The organism is Megasphaera sp. MJR8396C (assembly GCF_001546855.1).
In the GTDB taxonomy this organism is placed as follows: domain Bacteria; phylum Bacillota; class Negativicutes; order Veillonellales; family Megasphaeraceae; genus Megasphaera.
The window spans coordinates 18,504-39,368 of record NZ_KQ958143.1 but is presented as its reverse complement, the minus strand read 5'-3'; the positions used below and the strand labels follow the sequence as shown (position 1 = coordinate 39,368).

The following is a 20,865-nucleotide window of genomic DNA, read 5'->3' as shown; positions in this document are numbered from 1 at the left end:
TAAAAATTTCATATATAGAGTCGTGTTAGTAATATTACGATACTATATGTATACAATACAAAGAAAAGAGGTAAATCCGTATGAAAACAATTCGAATCGGTGGCGGACAAGGCTTTTGGGGCGACTTAAGTGATGCCCCCATTACGATGGCCAGAGAGGATAATTTAGATTATATCTGCTGCGATTATTTGGCAGAATTGACCTTATCTATCATGAGAAGGCAACAGGAAAAGCGCCCTGAAGCAGGTTATGCACGAGATTTTATTACGGCATTAAAAGGGATGCTGCCCTATATCACGCAGAAGGGCACGAAAGTCATCACCAATGCCGGTGGTATGAACGTCAAAGCCTGCGTTGAAAAGGCGAAAGAAGTCATTCGCGACGGCGGATACAACTTAAAAGTAGGGTATGTTCTCGGTGATGATGTGCGTGAAATGATTCCTCAGCTCAGAGAAAAAGGAATCACGATGAAGCATATGGACACCGGAGAAGATATTGACCGCATCTTACCGAATATGGTCAATGCCAATGTTTATTATGGTGTAGAACCTATTGTTAAATGCTTGGAAGACGGTGCCGATATCATTATTTTGGGCAGATCGACCGATACGGCTATGTTTGAAGCTCCGCTCATGTATGAATTTGGCTGGAAATCGGATGACTGGACCGCCAAGGCAACGGGGATTTTAGCAGGTCACCTTTGTGAATGCGGCGCCCAGGCAACTGGCGGTAACTATGATTATGATTGGGAACATGTTCCCAGTCCGGAAAATCTCGGCTATCCGATCGTCGAAGTCAGTGAAAAAGGCAGCCTCATACTGACGAAAACAAAGAATACCGGCGGTCTCGTCACGCCTCAGTCGGTTAAAGAACAATTGCTTTATGAAATTCACGATCCTTCAAAATATATTACGCCCGATACGGTGGCTGATTTCAGCAAAATTACGTTAGAAGAAATTGAACGAGATCACGTGGCCGTTCGCGGTGTTACGGGGACACCAGCTCCGGATACGTTAAAGTTGTGTGTAGGTTATCTTGAAGGGTATCGCACGATTGCTTATTTGCCTTATTCTTGGCCGCGAGCTTTAGATAAAGCGAAGATGGCGGCTGATATTCTCGATAAGCGATTGGCGATGAAAAATGCTCATATTGTTCGTAAACATATCAGTTATCTTGGGGTAAATGCGCTTCATGGTCCGTTGGCACCGGAACTTAATGCTGATCTCAATGAAGTTGTCCTTCGTTATGCCATTATGACTGAAAATAAGCAGGAAGGCTTGAAACTGACGCCGGAAGTAGCGGCTGTAAGTAATCTGAATGGTCCGGCACAGGGATGCTTCTTCGGTGGCCGCAGTCGTCCGAGCGAAGTCTTTGCTCTCTGGCCAACCTTGATTCCGAGAGATGCCATCAAGCTTACGACATACGTTGAGGAGGTATAACATCATGAAAGTACAGTTAAAAGACATTGCACACGGTCGTTGCGGAGATAAAAGCGATACGTCTAATATTTGTATCTATGCAAGAGAACCTAAATATTATAAATTTATGGAAGCGCAGTTGACGCCGGAAAATGTTCGCCGCCATTTTGAAGGCTTAGTTTTTGGTGACGTTACTCGTTATGACGTGCCTCAGTTAGACGGCTTTAACTTCGTCATGCATCATGCTCTTGATGGTGGAGCTACGCGGTCACTGCGCCTGGATACGCTGGGGAAATGCATGGAAGCAGCCCTCCTGCGGATGTATATTGAAGTGGATGATGAATAGGAGGCTGTCATTATGTCAAAACCGTTACAAGGAATTCGTGTCCTTGATTTGACGCGAGTCCTGTCTGGACCGTATTGCACGATGCTCTTGGCCGATATGGGGGCTGAAGTTATTAAGATTGAATCACCCAGAGGTGATGATAGCCGTGCCTATCCGCCATTTTCTAAGGGAATCAGTGCCTATTATGCCAATTTAAATCGCAATAAAAAAAGTCTTTGCCTGGATCTGCATGATGAAAAAGCAAAGGATGTACTTCGCGAACTCATCAAAATTTCCGATGTTTTTGTCGAGAATTTTAAACCTGGCACGATTGCCAAAATGGGCTTTTCTTATGAAGAAGTAAAGAAGTTAAACCCTAATATCGTATTTGCTTCTATTTCCGGCTTTGGCCAGACCGGGCCCTATCGACTGCTTCCTGGCTATGATGTCATTGCCCAGGCCTTGAGCGGTATGATGAGCGTTACCGGGTGGCCTGACTCGCCTCCAACTCGGACTGGGACGGCTATTGGCGACGTATTGGGCGGCCTTAATTGCTGCATCGGTATTTTAGCGGCCCTGCAAGGTCGGAATACACAACATCATGGTGAGTACGTCGATATCGGACTTGTTGACTGCTCGGTCAGCGCTATGGAAACGATTACTGAAATCTACATGGTCGAAGATAGAATCCCGCAGCGTGCTGGTAACCGTTATGAATTTATATATCCATACGATTCCTTTGAAGCTTCTGATAAATGGATTGTCATCGGTGTGGGCAATGATGCTATTTGGAACCGTTTTTGCAAGGCCATTGGACATGAAGATTGGTTAGCCGATGAAAGTCTTGCCCTGAATAAGGATCGGGCAAAACAAAAAGATAGATTGAATACGATGGTTACGGAGTGGACGAGACAGCATCCAGCAGTAGAAATTATTGAGTTATTGCGGGCTCATAGTGTCCCTTGTGCGCCAATCCATGACGTGGCCGATGTCGTAAATGATGAACACATTGCCAAAGCACGCCAGATGATTTGTGAAATTGATCATCCGATTGAAGGTAAAATGAGAGTCACCGGTAACCCCGTTAAGATGACGGAAGCAGACTCTTATACGTATGCCAAAGCTCCGACACTGGGGAAAGATACTGGGGATGTTCTTAGCAATCTGCTACATCTTTCTGATGAGGATATTTCGTACTTCATGAAGAAAACTACTGACTAATAGGCTGTATTACCACGATTCCCGACCTCTTAAAAAACGAGGTCGGACGAATCGGGATAAGGAGGTTTACTATGTTAGCTATTGTGGGTTTAGTTACGGTCCTATTGGTACTGATTAGTATATTAACTAAAAAATTATCGACAATGTGTGCGTTGATTGCAGTACCAATTATCGCTTGTTTAGTTTTAGGATTAGGCGGCGAAATGGGAAAATTTATGATGGCGGGGATTAAAAGTGTAGCGCCTACAGGTGCTATGTTCATTTTTGCAGTACTTTTCTTTACCATTATGGGAGATACAGGTGTTTTCGAACGCATTGTAAATAAAATTTTAAGCATTGTTGGTTCTAACCCTATAAAGATTTGTATTGGTACTTACGTTATTACACTTTTAACCCATTTAGATGGTTCTGGGGCGAGTACATTTTTGATTACGGTTCCGGCCATGTTGCCGATTTATAACAAGTTAAAAATGGATCGAAAGATTTTAGCGACAATTGTTGCACTGGGTGCTGGTACTATGAATATTGTCCCTTGGGGAGGACCTACGATTCGAGCTGCGACAGCACTAGATATTCCTGTTATGGATTTATTTTCTCCGATGATTATTCCTCAAATCTTTGGGATACTGGCTGGGGTTGCAATTTCTATTATGTTTGGCATGAAAGAAAAACGTCGTTTAGGGAATTTGTTGACTAATATTAGCTTGGAACCAGCACCGCTTTCTGAGGAGGAGGCTGCACTACGTCGGCCTAAACTTTTTTGGTTTAACTTATTGTTGATTGTTGCTACTATTGCGTTGTTGGTAAAAGGTACTTTTCCACCTGCAGGATGTTTTATGGTGGCATTGGTTATTGCATTAACTGTTAATTATCCCAGTATTAAAGTTCAAAGTGAGTTAATTGATAGTCACGCTAAATCAGCATTGATGATGGCAAGTGTATTGTTTGCAGCAGGTATTTTCACTGGCATTATGAAAGGTGCAGGGATGTTGAATGCTATGGCTCAAGGGCTAGTTTCTATTATTCCAGAAGCACTGGCAGCACATTTTGCGGTTATTATTGGCATTATCTCGATGCCGGCAAGCTTGCTATTTGACCCGGACAGCTTTTACTTTGCTGTATTACCAGTATTAGCTCAAGCGGCAAATGCAGTAGGTTTAGCCGGTGTTGATTTAGGTAGAGCGGCAATTTCTGGTCAAATGACGTTAGGCTTTCCTATTTCTCCATTAACTCCGTCTACTTTTTTACTGGTAGGATTAGCTGGTGTGGATTTTGGTGAGCATCAGAAGCATACTTTCTTTTGGGCTTGGTTAGTATCCCTGGTGATTTTATTCGTTGCGGTTATTATTGGTGCAATTCCGTTGTAGAATCACAGCTACATAAAAAGCGCAGTATATCGATGTAAACGCACCCTGTAACGTACACAAAAAGGCGATTTATTCTAAAATTTTAGAATAAATCGCCTTTTAGATACAAAACCTTACCTATAAACTGAATGTTTAAGCCCAGATGAATCCGGCCATGGACAGAGACCCCATGGTGCAGGTGTTGTTAAATACCGTTGCCGGATCGTCTCCGGCAGCGCCGAGACAGTAAAGAAGCGGCATATAGTGGTCCGGTGTCGGGACGGAATAGGCTGCGTTTTCGTGGTCTTGGTAGTGAATGGCGGCATCGACGTCGCCTTTAAGGACGCTGTCTACGATGTATTTGCTGAAGCGTTCGGCTTGGTCGGAACCGCCGCGGTTGTTCCATTCGATGCGCCGCAGGTTGTGGACGATGTTGCCGCTGCCCCAAATCAGGTAGCCCTGTTCACGAAGAGGAGCAAGCTTTCTCCCGATTTCGACACACTGTTCCGGTTTTAAATTGCCGTTTACCGACAGTTGTACGACGGGAATGGAGGCATCGGGAAACATATGGACCATGACGCTCCATGTACCGTGGTCGATGCCCCAGCTGTCGTTGATGGAAACGTCATCGCCGAGGAGGCAGCAGACTTCTTTCGTGAGTTCTGCATAGCCTTTGACAGGATACTGAAGCTGGTAGAGTTCTTCCGGGAAGCCGTACATATCGTATACTTGACGTGGTTTTTCGGCGCTTTGGATATACGTGCCCGGTGCGAACCAATGGGCGGAGACGGCTAAGATGGCCTTCGGTTTTTCCGGGCTGTTTAGAATGTCGGCGCCGATGCGCTGCATTTCGCGCGTAAGATCATTTTCGTCGATGGCCAGCATGGGGCTGCCATGTCCGACGAAGATAACAGGCGTCTTTTTCATAGAACAAATCCTCCTTTGTCTTGTATTTCGTAAATATAAACCCCTTTCAGTATATCATAAACATACTTTACGTCAACAAAGGGGCTTATTTCATATATTGAGTTGAAGAGAAACTTTTTCTAAAAAAACAAGTGTCTAGTCTGGACGGGCTTATTGCTCGAAAACGTTTTTTTTGGTATACTACATAGTAACGTACAGGTTACGGACTTTTTTAGGGATAACGACTGTGCGTCCTTTTGGACGCCTGGGTTATCTCTTTTTTTTATAGGAGGCATACTATGGAAATTCGTCACTATCGTTGGAATGATGGGAAATCCCTGACCGTCGGAGAAAAAACGCTGATCATGGGAGTTTTAAATTATACGCCTGATTCTTTTTCCGATGGCGGTAAGTGGAATGATGTCGACACGGCTTTACGCCATATGGAAGATATGGTGGCCGATGGTGCGGATATCATCGATATCGGCGCTGAATCGTCCCGACCGGGTTTTACGCCCATTTCAGCGGCTGAGGAAATTGAACGATTGGAACGGATACTTCCCCGCCTCGTCGAGGCCTGCCCGGTTCCCATTTCTGTCGATACGTATAAAGCGGAAACGGCAGACTATGCCATGAGCACCGGCGCCCACATCATGAACGATATCTGGGGCCTGCAATATGAACCGGAACCGGGGAAAATGGCTGCTGTAGCCGCTAAACACGGCGTTCCCGTCGTCGTCATGCATAATCAGGACGGGACGGAATATGGCGACATCATCGGCGACATGAAGCGTTTCTTTATTCGCTCGTCGATCATTGCCGACCGGGCCGGGATGAGTCAGGAACAGATCATTACCGATCCGGGCATCGGTTTTGGCAAGACCTTTGAACAGAATGTCTATGTCATGAAGCATTTGCGTGACTTAACGTCTCTGCCGTATCCCATGCTGTTGGGGACGAGCCGCAAGGGCTTCATCGGAAAAATCCTCGATCTTCCCGTCACGGAACGGATGGAAGGAACGGGGGCGACCTGTGTAGCCGGAGTCCTTTCGGGATGCACTATCGTTCGCGTTCATGATGTAAAACCCATTGCCCGCATGTGCCGCATGGCCGATGCCTTAGTGGATAACCTTCAGTAAAAATAGTATTATTTATGCATAAATATTGACATACCTCTTGACCATTGTCCTTTCTAGAAGTATAATAGCCCAAATACTGCGGACGCCATGAGCGGTTCCGCAAGGGGGAGATGGTTCCATGAAGTGTGAAAGTCTACGAAGCCTCGTCGTTTGTCGAGGCTTTTTGCATGATCCTGTTGTCAAAGCCTTGATGGCTGTTCAAGAAGATGAGCGTCAAGGCGATTCTTTTTCACGGCGAGCCGGTGCGGCGGTCTTACTGGAAGCGGCTGAGCGGTTAGGCTTGAGGGGCAATGTGCTGCGGCAGTATTTTTTTTACCTCTTTGGGGAGGGACGGACGGTTGCTGCCGATGTGATGGAACGAGTCGGCCGGACCGGCACGGGGATGACGAAGGCCCTGACTTTCGATATGGAGTTGATCTTTCCCTATTTACAGCAAAAGGCGTCGGACTTTTTCGATGTGGACTTCCTGGATGATTATGAACCGGCTGCAGTCCGAGACGATGCCTGTATCCGGACCTTAGCAGAAGCCTTTCAATCGGTGGATACGCCGGAAAATGCTGCCGCGGCCCTGCTCGATTACTATGCCGCTTTCGGCCGTGGGAAGCTCGCTCGCTTCATCGCCTTTCGACTGTCTGCAGACGGCCGTCTTATCGGGATTGAAGGGTTTCCGCAGTTTGATTGGAATGACCTCATCGGCTATGCCGCCCAGAAGGAAAAGCTCCTGGCCAATACCGAGGCTTTCGTCAACGGGAACGAGGCCAATAACGTCCTCCTGACGGGATCGCGTGGTACGGGCAAATCGACGGCCGTCAAAGCCTTGGTCTCACGCTATCATGAACGGGGGTTGCGCCTGGTCCAGCTTCAACGCGACCAGCTGCAGGGACTGCAGACCCTTATGGAAAAGCTGGGCGCTATTGGCAGCAAGCGATTCATCTTGTTCCTCGATGACCTGTCTTTTGATGAAAATGAAGCTTCCTATAAATACCTGAAATCGGCTATGGATGGCGGCGTTACGCCACAACCGAAAAATGTGGTTATTTATGCAACTTCCAATCGCCGCCACCTGCTTAAGGAGACCTGGCACGACCGCAATGACGAATGGGAAGAAGTCTACCGTGACGATAACACCAATGAAGCGATCTCTTTGTCAGACCGTTTCGGACTCATCCTTCATTACGCCGCGCCGACCCAGGATGAATACCTGGAAATCATCGGCCATGAATTGAAAAAAGCCGGCATCGATCTCGACCCGGAACAGCTGCGCATCGAAGGGCTGCGCTGGGAGATGGAACATTCCGGCCGCAACGGTCGAATCGCTCAGCAATTCGTCAAATGGTATCTCAATAATCACAACTCCTAAAAATATTAGGAAGTCAAGCGTTTAACTAAAGAAAATTAGATTAATTTCAAAAAAATCATTGACAAATGATGTGTCGTTTTGTAGAATGTGTTCAAGCTTTTCAAACGAGCCGAACTGATAAGGGCTCGCAAAAGCATAGAGTAAAATCTGATGACGGGAAAGAGTAGGTCGTCCGGACATTTTCAGAGAGTCGGCGGGTGGTGCGAGCCGATAATGGAAGTCGATTGAAAATCATCCCTGAAGAGGAGTGCTGAAGTACATTAAGCACTGACGACTTTTCCACGTTATAGGAAACGCGTATGTTGGTACGTTGTAGAGAGCCTGGCGCAGTAATGAGCTGGGAATCAGGGTGGTATCGCGGAATAAAAACTCCGTCCCTATTAGGGCGGAGTTTTTTTTGTTACCTCTTTCGACGCATCTCTAAATTCCAACGAGAATAAATTATTTTATACTCAAAGGAGCGATGTTATTATGGCAAAGGTTTTTTATGATCAAGATGTAAATTGGGATGTCATGAGAGGTAAGAAGGTAGCTGTCGTCGGTTATGGCAGCCAAGGTCATGCCCATGCCTTGAACTTGAAAGAAAGCGGCGTCGACGTCGTCGTCGGCTTGTATGAAGGCAGTAAATCCGTAGAAAAAGCGAAAAAAGCAGGACTTGAAGTCAAGACCGTTGCCGAAGCCGTTAAAGAAGCGGACGTCACCATGGTCCTTATTCCGGACGAAAAACAGGCGGACGTCTATGCTTCTGAAATCGCTCCGAATTTGAAATCCGGCAGTGCCCTGGCTTTTGCGCACGGCTTTAACGTTCACTTCAAACAGATCGTACCGCCGGCCGACGTCGATGTCTTCATGGTAGCGCCTAAAGGACCGGGCCATCTCGTTCGCCGTACCTTTGTAGAAGGCGGCGGCGTTCCTGACGTATTTGCCGTTGAACAGGATGCGACGGGAACTTGTTTCGACTTGGCACTGGCTTATGCCCGCGGCATCGGCGGCACTCGGGCCGGCGTCATCCAGACGACCTTCCAGGAAGAAACGGAAACGGATCTCTTCGGTGAACAGGCTGTCCTCTGCGGCGGTATCTGCCAGCTTATCACCAATGGTTTTGAAACCCTTTGCGAAGCCGGTTATCAGCCTGAAATCGCTTACTTTGAAACCTTCCATGAAATGAAATTGATCGTCGACCTCATGTATGAAGGCGGCATGGCCAAGATGCGTAAATCCATCAGCGATACGGCGGAATACGGCGATTATACGGCCGGCCCCCGCGTCGTCACCCAGGCTTCGAAGCAGGCCATGAAAGACGTCCTCGATGATATCCAGTCCGGTGCCTTTGCCAAAGATTGGCTCCTCGAAAATAAAGCCGGCGGCCGCGCTCATTTCCTGGCGATGCGCCGTCAGCACGCAGAACATCCGCTCGAACAGGTCGGTGAAAAGCTCCGCGCTATGATGCCCTGGCTCCACAGCAACGATCAGAACGACTAATGTCTCCATGGCCCATAGGCCATGATCTTTATACCATGATAACGAGGTGAATAGAATGAACATGACCGGCGCACAAGCTGTCCTTGAATGCTTAAAGCGAGAAGGTGTAGACGTCGTATTCGGCTATCCCGGCGGGGCCGTCCTAAGCCTATACGACGAAGTGTATAAAGCGCAGTTCCCTCATATTTTGACGGGACACGAACAGGGTGCTGTTCACGCTGCCGACGGTTATGCTCGAGTGACCGGGCGGCCCGGCGTATGCTTTGCGACCTCAGGGCCTGGGGTCTGCAACATGGTCACGGGCATTGCAACGGCCAACATGGATTCTATTCCCTTGGTTATCATCAGCGGTCAGGTAGCGACGCCGCTCATTGGCCGCGACTCCTTTCAAGAGGCCGATATTTCCGGCATTACGACGCCGATTACGAAGCACAACTATCTCGTAAAGGACGCGAAAGAACTGCCGCGGGTTTTAAAAGAAGCCTTCTACATTGCGTCCACAGGTCGGCCGGGACCGGTCCTGGTTGACATTGCCAAAGATGTATTCGATACGTCCTTTGACTTTGAATACCCGGAGGAGGTCCACCTCAGAGGTTACAAGGGCAATCCCGAAGGCTGCGAAGACGATGTAGCCCGTGCTGTTCAGGCCTTGGCTAAGGCCAAGCGGCCGGTACTCCTTACCGGCGGTGGTGTCGTCTTATCGGGAATGGCGGACACGCTGCGTTCCATTGTACAACAGCTGGGTGTACCGGTCGTCACGACGCTCATGGGGAAGGGCAGCATTCCCGACCAATGGGACTGCCACTTGGGCATGGTCGGCATGCACGGTTCCTATGCTGCCAATATGGCCGTTACCCAGTGTGACCTGCTCCTGGCCGTCGGCGCTCGTTTTGATGATCGCGTTACCGGTGACGCTGCCAACTTTGCGCCCCAGGCGAAAATCGTTCACTTCGACATCGACAAGGTTGAAATCAATAAAATCGTCCATGCCGATATCAGTGTCAACGCCGATCTTCGCTGGTCTCTGCCGCACCTCTGTGAGGGATTGAAATTCGATGGACAGGCACTCTATGAAAGATATGAGGATTGGCGGCACTCCGTTTTGGATATGAAGGCAGTGCATCCCTTTGCAACCCGTCATTTAGAGGGAACCATTTCTCCACAGTCACTTTTTGAAGCCCTTCAGGCTGTGACCGATGATGACACCGTCGTCGTTACCGACGTCGGCCAGCATCAAATGTGGTCGGCACAGTTCTTCAACTTGAACAAACCGCGGCACTTCATTACCTCCGGCGGCTTGGGAACCATGGGCTACGGCCTTCCGGCGGCCATGGGAGCGAAAATAGGCTGTCCTCAATCTACGGTCGTCCTCTTTACCGGCGACGGCAGCATCATGATGAACTGTCAGGAATTTGCTACCCTTCATAAGTACGGCGTCGACGTCAAGGTCGTCGTTCTCCACAATAACGTCCTCGGGATGGTCAATCAGTGGCAGCGCATGTTTTACAGCGGCCACTGTTCGCAGTCGGTCATTTCCGACAATCCTGATTTGACAGCCCTTTCTGGGGCGATGGGAGTTCCCGGACTTTCTGTCCGCAATCCGGAAAAACTGGATGATGCCGTAGCCTGGTTGTTCCATACCGAAGGACCGGCTCTACTTGATGTATTCATTCCACCTGATGAAAATGTCTATCCTATGGTTCCCGGAGGAAAACGATTGGACCAAATGGTACTGGGAGGTGTAGCCGAGTGACAAGACAACACCTGGCTCTGCTCTGTGACAATAAGCCCGGCGTTTTGACCCACGTTGCCGGCCTCATCAGCCGCAGAGCCATCAATATCGAATGCATTAACGCCGGGTACACGGAAGAATCCGATGTGACCCGCATCAATATCGTCGTTTCCGTCGAAAATCGATGGGAACTCGATCAAGCCGTCAATCAACTGGCAAAACTCATCGACGTCATCAAGGTCGTAAACCTTGATGATGCCCCCTTTGTCAGTTACGAACTGGCCATGATCAAGATCCGGAGTCTGACACCCGAAATCCGGGAAGAGTTGACCAATATCGCAAATTTATTCAAGGCTAAGATCGTCGACGTCCAGCGAAATTCGCTGACTATGCGCATTACAGGCCGAGAAGACCGCATCGAGGCCCTGCTTGAAATGTTGAAAGACTATGAAATCATTGAAATTGCCCGGACGGGCCAGATTTCTCTCTCTCGAGGGGAACCTGCCGTGAAGGATATGTAATAGATAGCTGCCGAAGCCAATACGGCAGGAAGAGAGGATGGATACTATGCGCAGTGATGTTGTAAAAAAAGGGGTTACCCGAACGGCCCATCGGAGTTTGTTCCATGCCATGGGCTATAGCGATGAAGATTTGAAGAAGCCTTTAATCGGCATCTGCAACGCCTTTAATGAAATTATTCCGGGGCATGTTCACTTAGGTGAAATTGCCCAGGCCGTCAAACTCGGCGTAGCTTCTGCCGGCGGTACGCCCATCGAATTCCCGTCTATCGGCGTCTGTGACGGCATTGCCATGGGCCATCGGGGCATGAGTTTTTCCCTTTCGAGTCGCGAATTGATTTGCGACTCCATTGAAGCCGTGGCGACGGCCCACGCCTTCGACGGCTTGGTCCTCATCCCAAACTGCGATAAAATCGTGCCGGCCATGCTCATGGCCGCTGGCAGACTGAACATCCCGACCGTCGTTGTCAGCGGCGGACCGATGTTGGCCGGACGCTATAAGGGACGGAACATCAGCGTCAGCACGATGTTCGAAGCGGCCGGTAAGGTCGAATCGGGCCAGATGACGGCTGATGAAATGCACGAAATGGAATTTCATGCCTGCCCGGGCTGCGGCTCCTGTTCCGGCTTATTTACGGCCAATACCATGAACTGCATGACTGAAGTCTTAGGCATGGGCCTTCCCGGCAACGGCACGATTCCGGCTGCCTATACGGGACTTCGCCGCATGTTGGCGAAAAAAGCCGGCGAAGTCGTCCTGGACCTCGTTCGCCGCGACGTAAAGCCGCGGGATATCATGACCCTCGAAGCCTTTGAAAATGCCATTGCCGTCGATATGGCTATCGGCGGTTCGACCAATACGGCCCTGCACCTGCCGGCCATTGCTCATGAAGCGGGAGTAGAACTGTCCCTCGATGAATTCGATGCCATCAGCCGCAAGGCTGCTTATATCTGCAAGATGAGCCCCGGCGGGACCTATCATATGCAGGACCTCGATGAAGCCGGCGGCATCTGTGCCGTCATGAAGGAAGTCTCCAAGTTGGGCCTCATCCATCCGGAAGCAAAGACCATTACCGGCACCGTCGGCGACCGCATCAAAGATGCAGAAGTCCTCAATCGGGATGTCATCCATTCCGTCGATAATGCCTATATGAATAAAGGCGGTATCGCCGTCCTTAAAGGAAATTTAGCGCCCCTCGGCTCGGTCATCAAGGAAAGCGCTGTCGACGAAGACCTATTGGTCTATGAAGGGACGGCCAAGTGCTACGATGCCGAAGAAGATGCCATCGAAGCGATTATCCGCGGCGATATTAAAGAAGGGCACGTCGTCGTTATCCGCTATGAAGGACCGAAAGGCGGACCGGGCATGCGTGAAATGCTCAATCCGACGGCGGTTATCACTGGCATGGGACTAAAAGTCGCCCTTCTGACCGACGGCCGCTTCAGCGGTGCCAGCCGCGGGGCCTGCATCGGCCATATTTCACCGGAAGCCATGGAAGGCGGGCCACTGGCCTTAGTCCACGACGGTGATACCATCTCCATCGACATTCCGAATCGTAAACTGGAATTAAAAGTCAGCGATGAAGAATTGAAGAAGCGCCGGGCGGCATGGAAGCAGCCGGAACCAAAGGTCAAGACGGGCTACCTGTCACGGTACGCCAAATTAGTTACGTCGGCCAATACCGGCGCCGTCATGCAATAAAGATAACTCCTGCTTCCTTCCCTTTCGCCGATGTGGCGGAAGGGGTGTCGGGGCAGGAGTTTTATTTTCTATATAAACAAAGCGTTATGAAAAGAGGCTTGCTATGAAACAGGTTTGTGCTCTCATCGGTAAATTTTTTGGCGTCATCGCCATCATCTTTCTCATCATCGGTCTTACGATGCCGACGAGTTTTTCTTGGGTCTTAGGAAACGTCGGCGGTATTTCCGTCTTATCGGTCCTCTTGGGCATCATCATGTTTGGCATGGGTATGACCATGAGTGCCCATGACTTTGTCCTCGTTTTGAAACAGCCTAAGGACGTCTTTTTCGGCGTCTGCGCCCAGTATTTTGTCATGCCTTTTCTGGCTTTCCTCCTGTCGACGGTATTTCGCCTGGATCCGGCTCTGACCGTCGGCGTCGTCTTGGTCGGGACCTGCCCTGGCGGCACGTCGTCCAATGTCATCACCTTCATGAGTAAGGGCGACGTTCCCTTGTCGGTCACGATTACCAGTATTTCGACCCTCTTGTCGCCGATTATGACGCCCCTTTTGACGTACCTCATCATCGGTCAGCGCATTTCCTTCAATCCGGTCAGCATGTTCTTATCCATCGTACAGATCGTCATCGTCCCCATTGCCTTGGGGCTCTTGGTCAAACGCTTCCTTCCGAAACTGGCTCAAGGGGCGCTCGATTACCTGCCGGCTGTATCGGCCATGGCCATTTCCTTCCTCATTGCCGGCATCATCGGTGCCAGCCGCGATTCTATCCTCAACAGTTCCGGCCTCATCTTGTTAGTCGTCATCTTGCATAACTGCCTGGGCTACGCCTTGGGCTTCTTTATCGGCCACCTCTGCGGCATGAGCTGGAAGAAGATGGTTGCTGTATCCATTGAAGTTGGTATGCAGAATTCGGGCCTTGCTACGGGCCTTGCCAAAACTCATTTTGCAGCCCTTCCCATGGCCGGCGTCCCCGGTGCCATTTTCAGCGCTTGGCACAATATTTCTGGAGCGGGGCTTGCCTATCTCTATGTCAATTATCTGAACAAGCGCTTTGACAGCGAATACGAAGGGGTAGAAAGTCCGTCGGCAAGGACTTCTTTGTCGACTGCTCATAAGTAGGTTGATAGCGACGATTCGTATTATAAAAAAGGTGTTGCTTTATGTGCGGCAGCACCTTTTTTTTGCTATAATAAACACAGTCAATGAGTCAGGAGGCAGAACTATGATCGGTATTATTGTCAATGCAGTGACTTCGTCCTTGGCAGCGCTTCTCGGGGTCGGGCTGAATAATCGGATTTCTGAACGATTTACGACGGCCATTTTAGGCGTCATTGCCCTGGGTCTGTCCGCCATGGGGATTCAAGGCGCGGTTCAAAGTCAAAATTTGCTCCTCGTCTTGGCCAGCATGGTCATCGGCACCCTCATTGGAACGGCTATCGGCATCGAAGACCGGATGAATCAATTCGGTGAATTTCTGAAAAAGCATTTGAGCCGCGGTGATGATTCTAAATTTGTCAAAGGATTTGTGACCTTATCGATGATGGAAACTATCGGCGCCATGGCTATTATCGGCCCCATTCAGGCGGCTTTGGGGAGCAATGACTTGCTCTATTTTAAAAGCGCCATTGACTCTGTGTCGTCCTTTATCTTCGGTGCCCTATACGGGATTGGCGTTGTCCCCGTCGGCATCGTCCTTTTTTTCTACGAAACGGTGTTCTACGTCCTGGCTACCTTTTTTATGCCCTTGATGACAACCGACGTCGTTCGCGAACTCAACGCCGTCGGCTGTCTCATGATCCTGGCTATCGCCCTCAACATGCTTCAAATGACGAAATTCAAGGTTGCCGATTTCTTGCCGGCCTTATTTATCCCCATCATTTACTATAACTTTTTAATATAATATTTTTGGGCAGAGATTGGGCTACCGATTTCTGCCTTTTTTCAAAAAAGGAGGACTTGCGTTATGAACTTACAGGATGTTATCGACCAGCTGCGTCGCGATGAACGAAATAAAGACTATACGGAACGAGGCATTGGGCCTATTTTTCAGATTCATGAAGAAGCTAAGATCTTGATTATCGGCCAGGCTCCAGGCCGAAAGGTCGAGGAATCGGGCATTCCCTTTCATGACAAGTCCGGTGAAACCTTGATGGATTGGATGGGCATCGACGCGTCTGTTTTCTACTCGAAGGCTGTTTCTATCATGCCCATGGATTTTTACTACCCCGGTAAGGCCAAGACCGGCGATAAACCGCCGCGCAAATTCATTGCCACCGAATACCATCCGGATATCCTAGCCCTCATGCCCGATGTGTCTCTGACGATACTGATTGGGAAATATGCCATGGATTATTATTTGAAGGGGCGGAAGGGGCGCAATCTGACTGAAACGGTGCATAATTTTGCGGCTTATTTACCCGATTATTTCCCTATCGTCCATCCCAGTCCTCTCAATTTCCGCTGGCAGGCGGCCAATCCCTGGTTTAAAGCCGACGTCGTTCCGGTGCTGCAGCAAAAGATTGCCCAGATTCTGGCGTAAAGAAGAATTTCTCTAGTAAAACGTTATAATAGATAAGATTACATTTTGTAAAACTTAACTTAGATATATAACATGAAAAAATACTTAATAATCTATTGACGACTGGCGAGAAGGGCTGTATAATTACAACAACAAATACAGAACAGTGTTGAATGGAAAAAGTAGTGTCAGGGACGCCATGACAGAGACCTGCTGAAAGCTGAGAGGCAGGATGGCCAATCGACATGAAACATCATCCAGGAGCTGCTGCCCGAACGCAGATTTGCTAGTAGACGCAGCCGGCAGGCAACCGTTATCCAGCCAGGCATTAGAAGGGGAACCCCGGAGATGCTGGAAAAGTGGTCGTTATGACAATAAGAGTGGTACCGCAGAGTGAAGGCTTTGTCTCTTTATGAGAGGCAAAGCCTTTTTTTGCTCCATCAAAACCGTTTGCGTATTTGTATATTATTCAGTGAGATTTGAAAGGATGTGCCTTACTATGATGGATTTCATCGGAAAGTTAAGCGGTTTTGTGGGAAAGAATTTGACGTACATCGTCCTCGTCGTCGTGGTGGCAGCTTATTTCATGCCGGACGCCTTTTTATGGGCCGTGCCTCATACGGTTCTCTTGTTGGGAATCATCATGTTCGGTATGGGCATGACGCTTCACGCCAGCGACTTTAAATTGGTCGTCCAGCGGCCGAAGGAAGTTCTCGTCGGCTGTGCCGCTCATTACACCATCATGCCTCTCCTGGCCTATGGTCTGGTCCTGGCTTTTGAAATGCCGCCGGAAATGGCCGTCGGCATGATTCTCCTCGGTTCCTGCCCGAGTGGTACGGCGTCGAATGTCATGGGCTTCTTAGCAAAGGCCGACGTTCCCTTGTCGGTTTCGATTACAACCTGCTCGACACTCTTGGCGCCGATCATGATGCCCTTTATCGTCTGGGGCTTGGCCGGACAGTGGGTTGAAGTATCCTTTACGGCCATGGCCATGACGGTTATGAAAGTCATCTTGGTTCCTCTGGTTTTGGGCCTCTTAGCACATCGACTCATGGGAGAAAAACACGTCGTCTCTCTGTCGAAGATCTTGGTCCTCGTTTCCGCCTTTGGCGTTTTAGTTATCCTCGGCGGTGTCATTGCCGTCAACGGGGCTAAGATTCTGGATATGGGTGTCTTCGTCATCGTCATGGTCCTCCTTCACAACCTCGGTGGTTTCCTCCTGGGATATGTCGTTACGGGTCTGCTCGGACTTGGAAAAAAGCAGCAGCATTCGGTTACCCTTGAAGTTGGGATGCAGAACGATGCCCTGGCTATTTCCCTGGTATCGGTATTCTTTGCCCCGGCAGTCGCGATTCCGGCTGCCGTCGGAGCCCTTGTCCATCAGGTAACGGGATCCATCTTAGCCGGTGTCTTTGCTCGTCATATGGAAGCTCGCGAAAAGAAAAACAGCGAAGCGAAACTTCAGGCTCAAGCTGTCGTCGATATGGTTCCGGGCAATCACTAAATTGAATCAGCGTAACGACTACACTAAAAAGCACCATTCCGTTAAAGGGAATGGTGCTTTACTGTATAAAAAATGGTAAGGCGAAAAGAGCCTTTTGTATCTTCCCGTCTTTCTTAAATGGACTGGGGGAAGGTATTGGTCAGGATTTTAGCGCCGCCGTCCGTCGTTTTTGTCTGCAGGCCCGGAATGGTGCTGCTCGTCGTTTCGATATCAGTCGGGATTCGTTTATACGGGAGCTTCTGTAAGATGCGGGCCATGGCCGGATAGAGGACGTCGTCAGGATTGTTTAAAATCGACGTCGATTCGATGTCGCGGCCGCTGTCGGAATAGCTGCTCATCCGGTCGGTCCGCTTGTCGTAGGCGTAGACCGTCAGGCGATAGCGGTATTCGGTATACATTTCACTGTCGGCGCGAAGGCGGTAGCCGCTCATGAACTGGCGCCAGTACCAGGTCTGGACGACTGGAACCAGGACGACATCGGCCTTATACTGCGAGGCCAGCCTTCGCAGGTTTTCTTCGGTCACGTCCGACGGAGATAAGATAGCCGGGGTGTCGATGCGGTTCCAATAGGGGATGCGGAAAGGCTGTACCAGGGCTCGTTTCATATATCGGGCCGCGTAATTGTCCTGCGTCGTATCAGCGATGACGACGGTGCGCATGTTGTCGAAGCGAACACTGTCAGCGCTGACGGCGATGGCTGAGAGCAGGAAGAAGAGGAGCAGAAGGACGATTTTTTTCATGGAGATCACCTCCCGTTACATTAGAAATTGCCGTTATCGTTTAAAAGGGGACGCGTATCGTCGGCCAGAGGGATATACTGTTCCAGGGCAGCCAGCATCTTTTCCTTGTCCATGGGCAGGGTGCCGCCGACGGGGAAGAGGTTTGATACGTGATTACTGCGGAAGATGCAGGGGCTGGTCATATCCGTATGGCGCAGGATCATGTCCAGTTCCTTGAGGAATCCCCGCGCCGTCAAGGGCGTGAATTTGCCTTTTACGACATCGTCGTAGAGGGGGACTTCATGGGGAATGATGAGGGACAGGGCACTGAGCATGGTCGGATTGATGGCCGAGACGACGTGAGCCGTGTGGAGGGCATGTTCTACCGTCCGTTCCTGGCCGCCGAGGCCGAGGAGAATCATCGTCGACAGTTTCATACCGGCGGCGAGGGCTTTTTTGCCCGCTTCGATGGTAAGGTCGGCTGTCGTCCCCTTGTCGACGTAGGTCAGGACGTCGTCGTCGCCACTTTCAATACCCATGTAGACGATGGCCAGGCCTGCTTCGCGGAGTCGCTTTAATTCTTCCGGCGTCTTGCGGATCAAGTCGGCCGGCGTGGCATAGGCGCCGATACGGGTGAGCTTCGGGAATTTTTCGTAGCATTTTTCCATGATGGCGATCAAGGTGTCGGTCGGAAGGACCAGGGCATCGCCGTCAGCCAGGAAGATGCGGCGGATAAAAGGCAAGGCTTCGGCACCGCGTTCGATGATTCCTTCGATTTCTTCGAGGGGGCGGATGCGGAATTTCGAGGCTTTATACATATTGCAAAAACGGCAAGTATTATGAGAACAGCCGATGGTTACGCGCAGGATAAAGCTGCGGGCTTCACTGGGCGGGCGAAAAACGAGGCCGCCGGCATCGTCAATGATCATAAGAATCACACCTTTCAATAAAGCGTATATAGGATACTCAGATATACTCTATTATACACGAAAAATACGCATTACGAAACAGATTATGCTGGCGTTTTTTTCTGAAGGATGATGATGAATACCGTGGCGATGATACAGGCATAGCCGACGAGTTCGACGGGATGGAAGGTCGTTCCCAGGACGATGGCTGACGTTACCGAGGCGATGACCGGTTCCAGTGTTCCGATCAAGGTCGCTTTCATGGGGCCGATTTCGCTGATGCCGGTAACGAAGGCCGTAAAGGAAATGGCTGTTCCGACGATGACGATGAAGGCTACGGCCATCCAGCCCATCATATCGAGGGTCGGCCAGTTCGTCCACACCTGTGTCGACAGGCCTAAGACGATGCTCCCGATGATCATGCCCAGGCCGTTGGTAATGAGGGCGCCCCAGTGGGCAGCCAGTCCTTGGGATAATACCGGGTAGGTCACGCAGGAGACGGCGCCGATCAGGCCCCAGGCAAGGCCCAGGGGAGAGAGGACCATCGTCGACGGATTGCCCTGTGTCGCCGCCAGGTAGACGCCGCCAAAGGCCAGGATGACCGAGATAATTTCCCTCGTCGTTGGCTGCTTGCGAAAGCGCACGGCCAGATACAGCGACATGAAGACGACACATAGCGTCTGCAATACCGTCGCCGTGCCGGCGTTAGAATTTTTTATGGACGATAAATAGGCAAATTGGCTTAGGATGAGGCCGAAGATGGAAAAAATAATTAAGTGCCGCAGACTGATCGGGTCGTGCAGCATTTGGCGGATTAAATGGCTTTTTTTCGGGATGACCATCAGTGTCAGGAGCAAGCCTGCCAGGCTCATTCGAATCGTGGCTACCCACGATGGCTCAACGGGATAATTGGAGAGCAAGAATTGACTGACGACGCCATTGATACCCCACGTCGTCGCTCCGATGACACAAGCCATGATGCCGTGCTGTGTTTTTGTCATGCTAAAACCTCCTCTGCCTGCGATGTACATTGTCATTTTAGTATACACGAGTGATTGGTCGCTAGCAAGAGGAGGTCGGTTATCGGTGTGTTTCTTTATATTGGGTGAGGCTCATGTTGGTCCATTTATGAAAGGCCCGCTGAAAGGTGCTGACATCCTGATACCCCAGAAGGTAGGTCATGTCGGCAAGGGTGAGCGACGGGTCGCGCAGATACTGTTTTGCCAGGAGAAAGCGGGTATGATCCAGCTCTTTTTGGAAGGTCGTCCCTTCATTGGAAAGAAAGCGCTGGAGCGATCGCCGGCTCAGTCCAAGCTTTTGGGCTACCAAGTCGATGGAGGCCGTTCCGCCCGGCAAAAGGTCGATGAGGGCGCTGCGGACGCGGACTTGAAAACTGTCTTCCAAGGTCATTTCGGAAAGGCGGCGCTTCAGTTCAGGCTCAAAATATTCCCACATGGCATCGTTGCGGCTGATGAAGGGGATTTCTAAATCGACCGGGCGAAAGATGATGCTGTTGGCGGTACCTTTCTTGACGGCGATGCCGGCAAATTTTTCGAAAGCCTGGCCGGGAGGGGGGACTTCCAGTATCAGGGATACGGGTCGGATGTCGGTTTTGGTGGCCCTTCTCAAGAGACTCAAGATGAAGACGAACTCTGTCTCCGCCAGGAACGGCGGCATTTTCCGCGGATCGGTCGGCATGGAAATGGTCAGCTGAAGGCCGGCATCGGTTTCGGTGATTTCAAAGAGAAGAGGGCAGATGAGCCGTTTATATTTTACCAGGCGATGGAGAAATTCTCTGCCGTCGGGACTGGAATAGGCTGCAAAAATGGGAGGCGAGAACATTTCTATTTTATCAGAAGATCCGATGGCAATGGGCAGTTCGTCGTCTTCTATCTGGCCGGCAATGGCTTCCATGAAATCATGATAGCCCGCCGTAGTCATGGACGGAGACGGATGGGCAAACAAATCTTCCGGCTGGTGCGCCCGGCGCAGGGCGGCGCCGACGTCGATGCCGTGCTTACTCAACAGTTCCCGATATTGACCGCTCAATAAGAATTTATCATTCATCA

19 protein-coding genes and 2 other annotated features are annotated in these 20,865 nt (G+C 50.1%); of the genes, 14 read left to right on the top strand and 5 right to left on the bottom strand.

The features are described 5' to 3' along the window. Positions 1-80 precede the first annotated feature (80 nt). The 4 genes from HMPREF3201_RS00160 to HMPREF3201_RS00145 all read left to right on the top strand — a co-directional run bounded on the left by HMPREF3201_RS00160 (position 81) and on the right by HMPREF3201_RS00145 (position 4,331). On the top strand, positions 81-1,439 hold the full coding sequence (locus HMPREF3201_RS00160; protein ID WP_062411176.1) for an acyclic terpene utilization AtuA family protein: 1,359 nt from the start codon (positions 81-83) through the stop codon (positions 1,437-1,439). Between the two features lie 4 nt (positions 1,440-1,443). Next, complete coding sequence (locus HMPREF3201_RS00155; RefSeq protein WP_172980554.1) at positions 1,444-1,764, top strand: AtuA-related protein; 321 nt, start codon at positions 1,444-1,446, stop codon at positions 1,762-1,764. A 12-nt stretch (positions 1,765-1,776) separates the two neighbouring features. After that, positions 1,777-2,964 (top strand): CaiB/BaiF CoA transferase family protein, encoded by a 1,188-nt coding sequence (locus HMPREF3201_RS00150; protein ID WP_062411175.1) that lies wholly within the window; start codon positions 1,777-1,779, stop codon positions 2,962-2,964. 71 nt (positions 2,965-3,035) lie between these two features. Next, positions 3,036-4,331: a CitMHS family transporter gene (locus HMPREF3201_RS00145; RefSeq protein ID WP_062411174.1), complete on the top strand. Its 1,296-nt coding sequence runs from the start codon at positions 3,036-3,038 to the stop codon at positions 4,329-4,331. A 132-nt stretch (positions 4,332-4,463) separates the two neighbouring features. Here HMPREF3201_RS00145 and ygiD read toward each other — a convergent pair whose 3' ends face one another. Continuing rightward, entirely contained in the window at positions 4,464-5,237 is a 774-nt protein-coding gene (ygiD, locus tag HMPREF3201_RS00140) for a 4,5-DOPA-extradiol-dioxygenase (RefSeq protein WP_062411173.1), read from the bottom strand. A 278-nt stretch (positions 5,238-5,515) separates the two neighbouring features. Between ygiD and folP the strand changes: the two genes are divergently transcribed. From folP to HMPREF3201_RS00090, 10 genes are all read left to right on the top strand, one after another. After that, positions 5,516-6,355, top strand: a complete 840-nt coding sequence (gene folP / locus HMPREF3201_RS00135) for a dihydropteroate synthase (protein ID WP_062411172.1) — start codon at positions 5,516-5,518, stop codon at positions 6,353-6,355. A gap of 118 nt (positions 6,356-6,473) precedes the next feature. Next, positions 6,474-7,715, top strand: a complete 1,242-nt coding sequence (locus tag HMPREF3201_RS00130) for an ATP-binding protein (RefSeq protein ID WP_062411171.1) — start codon at positions 6,474-6,476, stop codon at positions 7,713-7,715. Positions 7,716-7,856: 141 nt separating this feature from the next. After that, positions 7,857-8,097 (top strand) — a binding site (T-box leader). 89 nt (positions 8,098-8,186) lie between these two features. Next, positions 8,187-9,197 carry a ketol-acid reductoisomerase gene (gene ilvC, locus HMPREF3201_RS00125; RefSeq protein ID WP_062411170.1) on the top strand — a complete coding sequence of 337 codons (1,011 nt, stop codon included), beginning with the start codon at positions 8,187-8,189 and terminating at the stop codon, positions 9,195-9,197. A 55-nt stretch (positions 9,198-9,252) separates the two neighbouring features. Then, the gene (ilvB, locus tag HMPREF3201_RS00120) at positions 9,253-10,950 is read left to right on the top strand and encodes a biosynthetic-type acetolactate synthase large subunit (RefSeq protein WP_062411169.1); all 1,698 of its coding nucleotides are present in this window, start codon (positions 9,253-9,255) and stop codon (positions 10,948-10,950) included. After that, positions 10,947-11,450, top strand: coding sequence for an acetolactate synthase small subunit (ilvN, locus tag HMPREF3201_RS00115; protein WP_062411168.1), 504 nt, complete (start codon positions 10,947-10,949; stop codon positions 11,448-11,450). The genes ilvB and ilvN overlap by 4 nt, the downstream gene beginning before the upstream one ends. 46 nt (positions 11,451-11,496) lie before the next feature. Beyond that, a complete protein-coding gene (gene ilvD / locus HMPREF3201_RS00110) occupies positions 11,497-13,149 on the top strand; it encodes a dihydroxy-acid dehydratase (protein WP_062411222.1) in 1,653 nt (550 codons plus the stop codon). Positions 13,150-13,252: 103 nt separating this feature from the next. Continuing rightward, positions 13,253-14,266 (top strand): bile acid:sodium symporter family protein, encoded by a 1,014-nt coding sequence (locus HMPREF3201_RS00105; protein ID WP_062411167.1) that lies wholly within the window; start codon positions 13,253-13,255, stop codon positions 14,264-14,266. Between the two features lie 103 nt (positions 14,267-14,369). Then, positions 14,370-15,047, top strand: a complete 678-nt coding sequence (locus HMPREF3201_RS00100) for a DUF554 domain-containing protein (RefSeq protein WP_062411166.1) — start codon at positions 14,370-14,372, stop codon at positions 15,045-15,047. A gap of 63 nt (positions 15,048-15,110) precedes the next feature. Continuing rightward, positions 15,111-15,686, top strand: a complete 576-nt coding sequence (locus tag HMPREF3201_RS00095) for a uracil-DNA glycosylase family protein (RefSeq protein WP_062411165.1) — start codon at positions 15,111-15,113, stop codon at positions 15,684-15,686. A gap of 139 nt (positions 15,687-15,825) precedes the next feature. Continuing rightward, positions 15,826-16,078 (top strand) — a binding site (T-box leader). 86 nt (positions 16,079-16,164) lie between these two features. Continuing rightward, a complete protein-coding gene (locus HMPREF3201_RS00090) occupies positions 16,165-17,169 on the top strand; it encodes a bile acid:sodium symporter family protein (RefSeq protein ID WP_062411164.1) in 1,005 nt (334 codons plus the stop codon). Between the two features lie 113 nt (positions 17,170-17,282). Here the strand turns inward: HMPREF3201_RS00090 and HMPREF3201_RS00085 are convergent, their stop codons facing one another. The 4 genes from HMPREF3201_RS00085 to HMPREF3201_RS00070 form a co-directional block, all read right to left on the bottom strand. Then, positions 17,283-17,909 (bottom strand): hypothetical protein, encoded by a 627-nt coding sequence (locus tag HMPREF3201_RS00085; protein ID WP_062411163.1) that lies wholly within the window; start codon positions 17,907-17,909, stop codon positions 17,283-17,285. Positions 17,910-17,929: 20 nt separating this feature from the next. Next, on the bottom strand, positions 17,930-18,817 hold the full coding sequence (locus tag HMPREF3201_RS00080) for a radical SAM protein (protein WP_062411162.1): 888 nt from the start codon (positions 18,815-18,817) through the stop codon (positions 17,930-17,932). 83 nt (positions 18,818-18,900) lie between these two features. Further along, entirely contained in the window at positions 18,901-19,797 is an 897-nt protein-coding gene (locus HMPREF3201_RS00075; RefSeq protein ID WP_062411161.1) for a DMT family transporter, read from the bottom strand. Between the two features lie 79 nt (positions 19,798-19,876). Beyond that, positions 19,877-20,863, bottom strand: coding sequence for an AraC family transcriptional regulator (locus tag HMPREF3201_RS00070; protein ID WP_062411160.1), 987 nt, complete (start codon positions 20,861-20,863; stop codon positions 19,877-19,879). Positions 20,864-20,865: the final 2 nt, after the last annotated feature.

What these genes read in the sequence shown, in the direction of transcription:
- HMPREF3201_RS00095 (WP_062411165.1), top strand. Translation starts at nt 15,111, where the DNA reads ATGAACTTACAGGATGTTATCGACCAGCTGCGTCGCGATGAACGAAAT.
- HMPREF3201_RS00160 (WP_062411176.1), top strand. Translation starts at nt 81, where the DNA reads ATGAAAACAATTCGAATCGGTGGCGGACAAGGCTTTTGGGGCGACTTA.
- ygiD (WP_062411173.1), bottom strand. Translation starts at nt 5,237, where the DNA reads ATGAAAAAGACGCCTGTTATCTTCGTCGGACATGGCAGCCCCATGCTG.
- HMPREF3201_RS00130 (WP_062411171.1), top strand. Translation starts at nt 6,474, where the DNA reads ATGAAGTGTGAAAGTCTACGAAGCCTCGTCGTTTGTCGAGGCTTTTTG.
- HMPREF3201_RS00150 (WP_062411175.1), top strand. Translation starts at nt 1,777, where the DNA reads ATGTCAAAACCGTTACAAGGAATTCGTGTCCTTGATTTGACGCGAGTC.
- ilvD (WP_062411222.1), top strand. Translation starts at nt 11,497, where the DNA reads ATGCGCAGTGATGTTGTAAAAAAAGGGGTTACCCGAACGGCCCATCGG.
- ilvC (WP_062411170.1), top strand. Translation starts at nt 8,187, where the DNA reads ATGGCAAAGGTTTTTTATGATCAAGATGTAAATTGGGATGTCATGAGA.
- HMPREF3201_RS00080 (WP_062411162.1), bottom strand. Translation starts at nt 18,817, where the DNA reads ATGATCATTGACGATGCCGGCGGCCTCGTTTTTCGCCCGCCCAGTGAA.
- folP (WP_062411172.1), top strand. Translation starts at nt 5,516, where the DNA reads ATGGAAATTCGTCACTATCGTTGGAATGATGGGAAATCCCTGACCGTC.
- HMPREF3201_RS00075 (WP_062411161.1), bottom strand. Translation starts at nt 19,797, where the DNA reads ATGACAAAAACACAGCACGGCATCATGGCTTGTGTCATCGGAGCGACG.
- ilvB (WP_062411169.1), top strand. Translation starts at nt 9,253, where the DNA reads ATGAACATGACCGGCGCACAAGCTGTCCTTGAATGCTTAAAGCGAGAA.
- HMPREF3201_RS00090 (WP_062411164.1), top strand. Translation starts at nt 16,165, where the DNA reads ATGATGGATTTCATCGGAAAGTTAAGCGGTTTTGTGGGAAAGAATTTG.
- HMPREF3201_RS00105 (WP_062411167.1), top strand. Translation starts at nt 13,253, where the DNA reads ATGAAACAGGTTTGTGCTCTCATCGGTAAATTTTTTGGCGTCATCGCC.
- HMPREF3201_RS00085 (WP_062411163.1), bottom strand. Translation starts at nt 17,909, where the DNA reads ATGAAAAAAATCGTCCTTCTGCTCCTCTTCTTCCTGCTCTCAGCCATC.
- HMPREF3201_RS00100 (WP_062411166.1), top strand. Translation starts at nt 14,370, where the DNA reads ATGATCGGTATTATTGTCAATGCAGTGACTTCGTCCTTGGCAGCGCTT.
- HMPREF3201_RS00070 (WP_062411160.1), bottom strand. Translation starts at nt 20,863, where the DNA reads ATGAATGATAAATTCTTATTGAGCGGTCAATATCGGGAACTGTTGAGT.
- HMPREF3201_RS00155 (WP_172980554.1), top strand. Translation starts at nt 1,444, where the DNA reads ATGAAAGTACAGTTAAAAGACATTGCACACGGTCGTTGCGGAGATAAA.
- HMPREF3201_RS00145 (WP_062411174.1), top strand. Translation starts at nt 3,036, where the DNA reads ATGTTAGCTATTGTGGGTTTAGTTACGGTCCTATTGGTACTGATTAGT.